Origin of the sequence: Chitinophaga sp., assembly GCF_036569185.1 — a bacterium.
Classification (GTDB): domain Bacteria; phylum Bacteroidota; class Bacteroidia; order Chitinophagales; family Chitinophagaceae; genus Chitinophaga.
This window is the reverse complement of sequence record NZ_DATCRD010000093.1, coordinates 1-10773: the sequence shown is the minus strand read 5'-3', so window position 1 is coordinate 10773 and position 10773 is coordinate 1. Positions and strand designations below refer to the sequence as shown.

8 protein-coding genes and 1 pseudogene are annotated in these 10773 nt (G+C 45.9%); 6 read left to right on the top strand and 3 right to left on the bottom strand.

What is annotated here, in order from left to right:
* The first annotated feature begins 203 nt into the window (after window positions 1-203).
* From VIM72_RS06990 to VIM72_RS06970, 5 genes are all read left to right on the top strand, one after another.
* Entirely contained in the window at window positions 204-2801 is a 2598-nt protein-coding gene (locus VIM72_RS06990; protein WP_332002141.1) for a hypothetical protein, read from the top strand.
* Between the two features lie 33 nt (window positions 2802-2834).
* On the top strand, window positions 2835-3743 hold the full coding sequence (locus tag VIM72_RS06985; RefSeq protein ID WP_332002140.1) for a transglutaminase domain-containing protein: 909 nt from the start codon (window positions 2835-2837) through the stop codon (window positions 3741-3743).
* Window positions 3744-3882: 139 nt separating this feature from the next.
* Window positions 3883-5610: a chloride channel protein gene (locus VIM72_RS06980; RefSeq protein ID WP_332002139.1), complete on the top strand. Its 1728-nt coding sequence runs from the start codon at window positions 3883-3885 to the stop codon at window positions 5608-5610.
* Window positions 5611-5679: 69 nt separating this feature from the next.
* On the top strand, window positions 5680-6285 hold the full coding sequence (locus tag VIM72_RS06975) for an NAD(P)H-dependent oxidoreductase (RefSeq protein ID WP_332002138.1): 606 nt from the start codon (window positions 5680-5682) through the stop codon (window positions 6283-6285).
* A 1-nt stretch (window position 6286) separates the two neighbouring features.
* A complete protein-coding gene (locus VIM72_RS06970; protein ID WP_332002137.1) occupies window positions 6287-8179 on the top strand; it encodes a monovalent cation:proton antiporter-2 (CPA2) family protein in 1893 nt (630 codons plus the stop codon).
* Between the two features lie 3 nt (window positions 8180-8182).
* On the opposite strand, the gene VIM72_RS06965 is transcribed toward VIM72_RS06970, so the two are convergent.
* The 3 genes from VIM72_RS06965 to VIM72_RS06955 all read right to left on the bottom strand — a co-directional run bounded on the left by VIM72_RS06965 (window position 8183) and on the right by VIM72_RS06955 (window position 10037).
* Window positions 8183-8431, bottom strand: coding sequence for a hypothetical protein (locus VIM72_RS06965; RefSeq protein ID WP_332002136.1), 249 nt, complete (start codon window positions 8429-8431; stop codon window positions 8183-8185).
* 6 nt (window positions 8432-8437) lie between these two features.
* A complete protein-coding gene (locus tag VIM72_RS06960) occupies window positions 8438-8695 on the bottom strand; it encodes a hypothetical protein (RefSeq protein ID WP_209855520.1) in 258 nt (85 codons plus the stop codon).
* A gap of 154 nt (window positions 8696-8849) precedes the next feature.
* Entirely contained in the window at window positions 8850-10037 is a 1188-nt protein-coding gene (locus tag VIM72_RS06955; protein ID WP_332002135.1) for a DUF5009 domain-containing protein, read from the bottom strand.
* A gap of 133 nt (window positions 10038-10170) precedes the next feature.
* Here VIM72_RS06955 and VIM72_RS06950 point away from each other — a divergent pair.
* Window positions 10171-10773: pseudogene (locus tag VIM72_RS06950) on the top strand (M13 family metallopeptidase N-terminal domain-containing protein); the annotation flags it as partial.

The window sequence follows — 10773 nt, the reverse complement described above, 5'->3', positions numbered from 1 at the left end:
ACTATATTGTAATAGTCATATTTATATATGATATTGATCTGATAATTAAGAAAAGAGACCGTTTTATTATTAATTTTTATATATATAATTCAATTTAATACCTCTTGTTCATTTTGTTCATTCGTCTTTTCGAAAATCTAAACGCAAATACGATACGTAATTAATCAGGTACCGACAATTCGAAAATCCATTTATTGTCCCCTATGATTGATCTATCCTATGACTTTATCATTACCCTGCAGAATGAAGTACTCCGCAGGTTTGGTGTTGAAGTCATGTTGCCAGGAGATTGCAAACATCTCTCTCAGTCCATATTGGATAACACCACGAAACTGGTAAGCGAAACAACGCTGAAAAGGGTGTTCGGATTTGCTGTTGCTCAACACAGCTTCTCCAGATATACCCTGAACACACTTTCGCAATATTGCCAGTATAAAGACTGGGAGGATTTTCAGCAACATCACTACCGGAAGCTAAACACCGCTTCGAAAACAACCAGTGCGTCTACTTCAGCCGCAGCATTGGATAATAGTAAATGGTCTGACTTGAAAAACAAGGCGGATGCTGTTTCCCATTATACCATGCTCACTCTCAAAAACCGCTCTGGTATTGCCTTCCCGTACACTGTTCACAGACCTTTCTGCAACGCCCACATCGAAAAATTCCTGGAAAGCGACTACGCTGCCACCGCTTTAATAGCGCCTTCAGGATGGGGTAAGTCGCTGGCATTGGTTCACCTGGCGGAACACTGCTGGTTTGGTAAAGAAGCCCGGTACAAACAGGATATATGCTGGTTTATACATGCACACGCAGCAGGAAGCCTCTTACTGAAAGGATTCTCCCTCTCTTCATGGCTGGATAACCAGATGAACCTCGGCAATGGTGAAAATTTCCGGGAATATTTCTCCAGTCATTTCGATAAAAAAGGCGGGCGCCTTATATTAATAATAGACGGCTTTGATGAAATTGCAGTAGCAGGTGAGAAGCTCCGGTTGCTGTATTCCAAACTGGAAGATTTTGTGTATTCCAACGACCTGTATCCCTGGGTGAAAGTGATCCTTTCCATCAGAAGCAGCACCTGGGCCGAAATATTCCAGCACTCCCAGCAATACCCGGCCTTCCGCCGTTACTGGTACCTGGGCGCTGAAATGGATGAAGAGACGAATATCAACATGCCCCGGCTTACGGAACAGGAAGTAAAGTCTATTTTATATAACCACCAGTTTGATCCTGCCACCGTACGCCTGTTCTCTGAAAATTTCCTGCAAAAACTGCGTTATCCATATTACCTGCAGCTATTTTGCCAGCTCAACAGCGGTCCGGATCAAACCTTTGTGGACGAGCATCTCAGCTTATTCGAAATTGTATCTCGCTTTATCCAGAACCGTGTATTCAATTCGCAAAGCAATGCTTTCAAAATAAAAATCATTGAAAAATTACTGACCCTGCTCGACCTCGGCAGAACAGGGATCTATGCAGATAAAAACCTGTTGCTCACCCAAAATGCAGAGCTCTTCCCGGCCTATAAAGAGCTGCTGGCAGATAATATACTGGTAGAAGAAAACCTGAGCCAGGAAATCATGTTCAATGTGAAGGTGCGCTTTGCCCATACCATGCTGCTCGAATATTTTGTGGCCATGCACTACCTCAAGGAAAACGGTCAGGAAATAAATGAGCCCATGCTGATGGCAATACTCGAGCACCTGCCACAGTCGCCCTACCGGATAGGCGTATTCAGATGGCTGCTTCGATATGCCATTAACCATGCGCAGATCGATGGCATCATTAAAATGTTGCATTTACCATTATCCAACATAGAAAAATCACACCTGCTGGAATACCTGGTATTACATTACCAGCACGACGGCAACAACCAGGGTGAACTCAAATCCATCTTCCCGGCGGGCTTCTTCAAGAAAAACCCTATTGGCCCCTTTATCAGTGACGAATTTATTCATTTCAGGAAACGCAAAGTGCTTACTGCTTTGCTGGGACTTGCTGAAGCCCGGGAAGACAAACTGAAAATCAGGAGCAAGCTGTTTACCATGGCATTATTGCAACTGGATGCAGAACAATGTGAAATAGAGCTCAATAATATCAAAAAGATCTACGCGGCAGATGAATTTGAAGATGAACTGTGGGTAACTCCCTATGAAATCCAGCTCTTCATTTATGAATTCCTCAAGTTTGGTATTATCAATGAAGATATCAGGGAGAAGATCTATAATTATTTCCGCTACTGGACAGGAGGAGGCAAGAAGCCCATCACCGAACCACAGGAAATTGTATTCCGTAATATGGGCATCGTTTTCACCCTGCTTGGTGATAATGAGCATCTGCTGAGCTTTACTACCCGGATCTTTGAAACATATCCTTCTTTACAACACCGTAAAACAGATTCATTGCGCCTCACCCTGCTCTGCTGGCAGGCACAGGCCTACCTTGGCTTAGGTCAGACAGCATCTGCAGCACGCATCTGCCGGCATACCGACCAGGTAATCAAAAAGTATTCTGTTGATTACTTCGGCGGAAAATACCTGGAATCTGTTCAGAAACTGCTTTATGCCGGTGTATATTTTAACGAACACGAATTCAATAAAGCCATCCGTACGGCAGAAACGGCGGTAGAAAACGCACAGAAACTGGATTTCAAAGTATTGGCACTGATGAATTTCGGCCTGCTGAGCAAGATCTACCAGCAGTTGCATATGGACAAACAAAAAAATGATACTGTTCAACAAATAGAGCTTATCAGGAAAAGTACCTCTTTTAAACAGGCCGTTCCAAATTTTGCGAGGTGATTATGGCATAATTTTGCTTTATTGCGTAGCATAATGGCCATAGACGAAAGTAAATATACCGTAGCACAGAAAATATTGTTCAACACACTGAGCCTGTTGACCTTATTATTGCTGGCACCCTATATCAACCGCTTTACGCCACCACTTATGCTGAATGGCTGGCATATCGATCTGTTATTGGCCGTGGCAGGAAGTTTCATCCTTGTTTACCTGCTCCGCTGGATTTTCAGGCCGCTCATCATCCCGGTGTTTTTACTGATCTGTACTGCGCTGGTTGTAAATAAACTTACCGATCGCTATACCTTTTATAATGTACTAAACGATTATAAAGGAATGGTGCAGGGTAACCTCAACACCAAAGGCAGCAAACAGCTGGATATCCTCAGCTTATACCCGAGAAGGGTGGAAAGCTACCGCGATAAAACCGTACGCGGCATAAAGGAAAAGATCAATTACCAGGATTCAGTGGTCCGCAATTTCTCCGTAAAGCATTCCCTCGATTATTACGACGAATACTTTTATAAGTACGGAAAAATAACCCGGTTCCTTTCCCTGTTCCGTTTTATTAACAGCCAGTTTAAATATGTACTGGATTCGCGGCGTGACGAATACTTTGCTACCGCGCAGGAAACCATCCAGAACGGACTGGGCGGCGACTGCGATGATCATTCCATCCTGATGGCCTCCTGCCTGCAGTCGATCGGGGCCCGCTGCCGTATTGTACTGATTAAAGGTCATGCCTATCCTGAACTTTATTGTGGCGATAAAGAAGAATTTGAAATTATGAAACAGGCCATCATCACGCTTTTTCCCAAACCGGCCGTAAAAGAAATATATTATCACGAGCTGAAAGGGGAGTACTGGATTAACCTGGATTACACTGCCCGTCGCCCCGGCGGTCCTTATATGAATGATAAAGTTTATGCACTGATTGAACTTTGATCCTTAAATTTGCCGCATGAGTCAATTTAACCGACTGCGGAAATACCATAGTTTTTTTCGATTCAGGAGAGATTTTGAGCAATACAGTTTAAAGAGCGCAAAAAGCTATGAACTCATACTACACTGGTTACACAGTAAAATGAACCGCAACCAGTTCCTCCTGCTTTCAGGTATACTGGTGGGATGCTCGGCGGGATTAGCAGGCGTTATTCTGAAAAGTCTTGTCCATTATATTCATTATGTGATCACCTATAAGGTGCATTTCAGTACCCAGGTGATCTTTTATATAGTGTTTCCATTCCTCGGGATTGTGCTGACCACCCTCGTGGTGATCTGGTTTTTTAAAGGACAATCCAGGAAAGGAATACCCGCCATTTTGCATGAAATAGCCAGGAATTCCAGCCTGATCCCTCCTGTAAAAATGTATTCCCAGATATTGCAGAGTGCCATTACCGTAGGACTTGGAGGCTCTGCCGGGCTGGAAAGCCCTATCGCGGTTACCGGGGCGGCGCTGGGCTCCAATTATGCGCGCACCTATAAGCTCGGATATAAAGAACGCACCCTGTTACTGGCAGCCGGCGCTACCGCCGGGATAGCAGCAGCATTCAACGCGCCAATTGCGGGGATGATGTTTGCCTTCGAGATATTACTTACGGGTGTGGTATTTTCTGATTTCATGCCATTGATCGTAGCGGCTGTTTGCGGAAGTTTGCTCTCCAAAGTTATTTTACAGGAAGAAGCGTTGTTTCATTTTGAATCGAGGGTTGCTTTTAACTATCACAATGTGCCTTATTATATAGCCCTGGGAATACTTTCGGGGTTTTATGCAAGATATTATGTAGTCATCTCCCGGAAAATAGAACATTTTTTTCACTCCCTTAACTGGACAGCCCTGCAGCGGGCCATACTGGGAGGCATACTGGTATCCGCGCTCTGCGTAGCCATGCCGCCTTTATTCGGGGAAGGTTATACCAGTGTGAAATCCCTCGCATCCGGCAATGGGGAAGCTATCCTGCAAAACAGCTTCTTCCGGTACCTGCCCTTACAAAGCTGGATGATACTGGTATTTACCGGCTGCGTATGCCTGCTCAAAGCATTGGCCGCTTCGGTTACCATTCAAAGCGGTGGTAATGGCGGTAATTTTGCACCATCGCTGTTTGCCGGCGGATTCCTGGGATTCTTTTATGCAATGGCCTGCCAGCAGATGGGATTCACTGATGCCCCGGTCACCAACCTGGTAATTGTAGGTATGGCCGGCGTAATGGCCGGAGTAATGTATGCTCCGCTTACGGCCATCTTCCTGATAGCAGAATCCAGTTCAGGGTACGATCTGTTCATTCCCCTGATGATTGTTTCCACGATCTCTTTCCTCATGGCAAAATGGTTTTCACCGCTCTCCCCGGAAATTACGGAACTGGCAAAAGATGGTAAGGTATTTACACATGCCCATGATAAAAACATCCTGCTGCTCCTGAAAATGGACGACCTTATAGAAAAAGATGTACAAACCATTTCCATTGATGCCACTTTACGGGAAATTATAGAACTGGTAAAAGCAGGTGGCCGGAATATTATTGCCGTGGTGAACCAGGACCAGCTATTTGAAGGTATTATTACACTGGACGATATCCGGCCGGTGATGTTCAATCCCGAAATGTATGATAAGGTGACGGTGAAAAAACTGATGCAGGCCCCGCCGGCGGTAGTGAACCTGAAAGATAACATCAACGTGGTGATCAAAAAATTTGATACTGCCCAGGCCTGGAACCTGCCGGTGATACACGATAAACAGCTGGTGGGTTTTATCTCCAAATCCAGCATTCTCAACAAATACCGCTTATTGTTACAGGAATATTCAGAGGGCTGACAGATTTAATATTTCAGGCCAAGACTTTTGAAACAAAATGCCTAAATTTCTTTATACGAAAATCCGATAATGGCCAGAGTACTGATAAATTTTGCGCATCCCGCACTGGAAAAATCCAGGGTACATGCCCACTTGCTGCGGGTGATTAAGAACATACCGGGCATTACTTTCAACGACTTATATGAACAGTACCCCGACCTGGATGTGAATGTAGCCCGCGAACAAAAGTTGCTGGAACAGCACGATATTATTTTTATGCAGCACCCCTTTTACTGGTACAGTGCGCCAGCTATTGTAAAACAATGGATGGACCTGGTACTGGAGCATGGATGGGCATACGGCCATACCGGCAAAGCCTTGCAGGGAAAGTACTTTGGCAATATTATCACCGCAGGCGGTTCAGAGCATTCGTATCAGCCGGATGGTCATCATGGTCATACTATACATGATTTCCTGCTGCCTTTTATACAAACGGCCAAATTGTGCAATATGCATTACTCCGCTCCTTATGTTATATACGGAGTGCACCGGCAGGATATTTCTGATATCCAGGAAGACGCCACCAGGTTGAAACAGGTACTGGAGCGCCTCCGCGATGATAAGTTTGATCTTACTCCTTTGCCTGGCCTGGAACACCTGAACCAAATACTTCAACTACCCGCTCAAACCAGATAATATGGATCAACATTCTTTGCTATTTCAGTCGATGGTATACCTGGCTGCAGCCATTGTATTTGTGCCGCTGGCAAAAAAGATGGGACTGGGCGCTGTTTTAGGCTACTTGATAGCGGGTATCATCATTGGCCCTTCTTTACTGGGTTTTATAGGAAGAGAGGGAGAAGATATTATGCACTTTGCAGAATTCGGCGTGGTGATGATGCTGTTCCTGATTGGTATAGAGCTGGAACCGGCGCTGCTCTGGCGGCTGCGCTCCTCCATACTCGGGCTGGGAGGGCTGCAGGTAACACTAAGTGCCGCAGCGATTGCGGGTATTGCTTACCTGCTGGGGCAACCGGTAAACACTTCACTGGCCCTGGGCATGATCCTGTCGCTTTCTTCCACTGCCATTGTGTTGCAAACACTGAATGAAAAAGGGTGGATGGGCACCTCTGCAGGGCAGAGCGCCTTTTCCGTATTGCTGTTCCAGGATATCGCCGTGATCCCTATGCTGGCCATATTCCCCTTACTGGCGGGCAATGCAGCTACCGGTGCGGCTTCGCATGCTCCTTCCCTCAGGGATAATTTACCCGGCTGGGCGCAAACGCTGGTAGTACTTGGCGCTGTAGCCATTATCATTATTGCCGGCAGGTACCTGGTGCGGCCGCTGATGCGTATTATAGCCCGTACCCGTGTACGTGAATTATTTACCGCCACTGCATTGCTGATGGTGGTGGGCATTGCCGTACTGATGAACCTGGTGGGCCTCAGCTCCGCGCTGGGCGCATTTCTTGGCGGGGTAGTACTAGCCAACAGCGAATACCGGCACGAACTGGAAAGCGATATTGAGCCTTTCAAGGGATTGTTGCTCGGTTTATTTTTTATTGCTGTTGGCGCATCTATCGATTTTAAATTAATACTGGAGCAGCCCTGGCTGATCATGGGACTGGTACTGGCTATTATGGCATTGAAAGCCATAGTGTTACTGGCGCTGGGAAAAATATTCAGGCTGAGCACAGATCAGAACCTGCTGTTTGCCTTTGCGCTGGCCGATATTGGGGAGTTTGCGTTTGTGTTGTTATCATTTACCAGTCAAACGCGGCTCATGAGTGAGGAAATGACTGCCATGATCACGGCAGTAGTAGCCATCAGTATGGCACTCACACCGTTGATTATGCTGCTGTATGAAAAAGTGATACAGCCACATTATACCCGGTCTGAAGTGAAAGCGGAAAGGGAAGCGGATGAGATCAAAGAAAAAAATCCTGTGATCATCGCGGGTTTTGGTCGCTTTGGCAGCATGACAGGCCGCTTCCTTCGGGCAAACGGCATTAACACTACTATCCTGGATCTCGATTCCGACCGGGTAGATGCGCTTCATAACCTGGGTATTAAAGTATATTATGGAGACGCATCGCGTTATGACCTGCTGGCCGCTGCAGGCGCCGCAGATGCAAAAATGCTGATCATTGCTACCGACCATCCGGAACAAACACTGGAAATAGTGAAAATGGCACAACGGTATTTCCCCCACCTGCAACTATTGGTAAGGGCGGAAAATAACGAAGATACTTTTGAGTTGATGGATCTGGGCGTATTGCATATTTATCGTGAAACGGTAGACACTTCCCTGCGTGTTGGGGTGGATGCCCTGCGTATGCTGGGAGAGCGGGCTTATCATAGCGAACGTGCCGCCCGTACTTTCTTCCGCCAGGATGAGCGGACCCTGAAGGGCTTATCAGCCCTGCGCGACGATAAAAAGCAATACATCAGCTCTATGAAAGAACGGATTGAAGAAATGGAAAAGCTTATTTCTTCCGACCGGGTGAAAACCTGGCTGGATGAAGGGCAGGGCTGGGATCCTGAATCATTGCGTGATGAGATCAGGGGAGAGCAACCGGACGAAGCATAATTATTACCGGATATGCTGGATAATAAGTTCCGCCACATGATGTAACAAGCCAACGTCTACCGGGTGCAGATGATCGTGCATAGGCTTGCTGGAAACAGCGCGCACATAGCCTTCTTCATCAGGTTCAAAAGTAATTTCATGCTCTTCAATGGCCACTTTGTAAACCGTTTTGAATTGCTGGTGAGCAGTTTGCACATCCAGGATATGCGGATGCCCTTTGTATTCAAATTTAAGTGTGAAGAAGTCTGACATAGATCATTACTGTTGCGCAGTGTTCACTTCCCTTTCATCGTGCCGGCGATGATAGTAGCGTTTTATCCTGTTCTTTTCATCGCGGGAAAACTGATGAATCAGCCACAGGCAAAAGCAAGCAAGACCGCTGATAATTAATATGTAGCCAACAAAACCCATGGTATGGAACACTTTGAACCACATCCAGTCGTTTGTTAAGGCATACTGCGCTAAGATAGCTAAAATCAACCCTGCTGCCGCTAATACAATTGCAATTTTTTTCATGGGGGAACTTTGGGATAAAAAATCTGTTTCCGTGAAATAAAGGGACAAACCAAATGCCATTACCTATTTACGTGTTATGCACCTGTTATGGATGTATTTCACGTAGATATTTTTCTACATTACGAGTGTTATAACGAACCACCGCGTAAGATTGTTACAGTTGCAAACGAATTCCCAGCTTGTTTAGTCCTTTCACCAGGAAAAGCATGATCACTGCAAAAAAAGCGCACCAGGCAATGCCCGGTAGTCCTTCTTCCAATACAGCCGGCAGGCTGATCCCCGCGAGCAGCATTCCATAGAAAACAATGTCCGGCAATATATAAGTAAGCAAAGGATTGGATCCCGCCGGACGGAAGAAAGCCGTCCACCTGCTGAAATGCTTTACATCTATCAGGAAATACAACAAAGAAAAGATAGCCACACATATAGCGCTGCAGTACAAACACCAACTTGGCGTAGCCTGGATCTTCGATAGTTTATAACCGGGCCTTAACATTACACCGGCTATCAGTAATAAGGAAAAAAATCCCATTACCCTTGCCAGCAGCTTACTCCCTTTCAGTCCCAGGTCATCATCAAAATAAAATAACGTTAACAACATCCCCGACAGAACAATAGCCGTATGAGCAGCATTGCGTGCCTGTGAATTAAGCCAGCTCCATTCACCCTGCTGCATAAAAGGTTGCTTGCATAAAATATAGTACCCGATACATACGGCTATCATCAGCATAATACCTCCTGCAACACCTTTAAACACCTGGTAAATAATGCAGGCATACAGGTACGCCCATCCTATTAGTCCCAGGATACCCCACCATTGCGGGCTTAATCGTTCTGTTCCTTCTTCACCCCCACGGAAAATTACAGCCAGGATAACTAAACCAATTGCGCCTGCCGCTTTAAAGCACCAGGAGATCCAATGTTGTTTGAACTTATAAACATTCCATACCAGTATGGCGCATATGTAAAACAGGAGCGACCAGGCAGCGCCGCTCATCCCGGTAGCTGCAGCGTTCACTAATTCTGCATTTACCATAAAAATACCAAGTACCCACAAGCCCAGTGTACGCCATATAATATGCCGCTGCAACTGCCAGAAAGTATCTCCTTTCGCCAACCTGCTATTGATGGCAAAAGGCACCGACATGCCCACTATAAAAAGAAAAGCAGGGAAAACAACATCCACAAAAGTCATCCTGTCTTCATTACCATGCGCATGCTGCATCCAGGAAGGAATACCGCTCACCCCTGCTACACTGTTAACGAAAATCATGACAAGAATAGTAATTCCGCGGAAGGCATCAATAGATAAAATGCGGCCAGTCTTTAAATTGTTAATCATAATTGGTAGGGAAATGACTTTATACAAAGTACAATATTTACTTTATATTCTCCTGCTGCCGTTAAGCCCATTTTAATAACCGGGGTGCCAAAAAATAATTACCTTTCTCCCGATAACAAAATCTGAAAAGCTTATGATAAGATCCATCCTCACCGTAACCAGCCTGGCTGCCGTTACCTGCTTCGTGGCATGTAACCAGGGCCAGAGACAACCCGGTGATGCCACTTCTTCCACCTCCGATGCAGTAGCTGCTAATGTAGACAGCACCGTAAACCCCGCACAGGATTTTTTCGATTATGCCAATGGCGGCTGGATAAAACGCAATCCTATACCCGCGGAGTACAGTTCATGGGGCATTGGTAATCTTGTACAGGAAGAATTGTACAAACGCCTGCGCATCATCAATGAAAAGGCCGTGGAAAACCCCGCCGATCCTATCTCCAAAAAAATTGCCGCTTTCTGGAAAAGCGGCATGGATTCCGTTCGCATTAACCAGGAAGGCATAAAACCTATCGAAGCAGAACTGAAAGCCATTGATGCAGTTATTACCATTCCACAACTGGTGCAAATTGCCTCCAAACTGAACATGAACACCGGCGCCTTCTGCAGCCTGTATATAGGCCAGGACGCCAAAAACAGCGAGGTGATTGCCGTTCAGCTGGGCCAGGGCGGATTGGGGTTACCTAACCGCGACTACTACTTTAACACCGATGCGCGCACCACTAACATAAGAAAT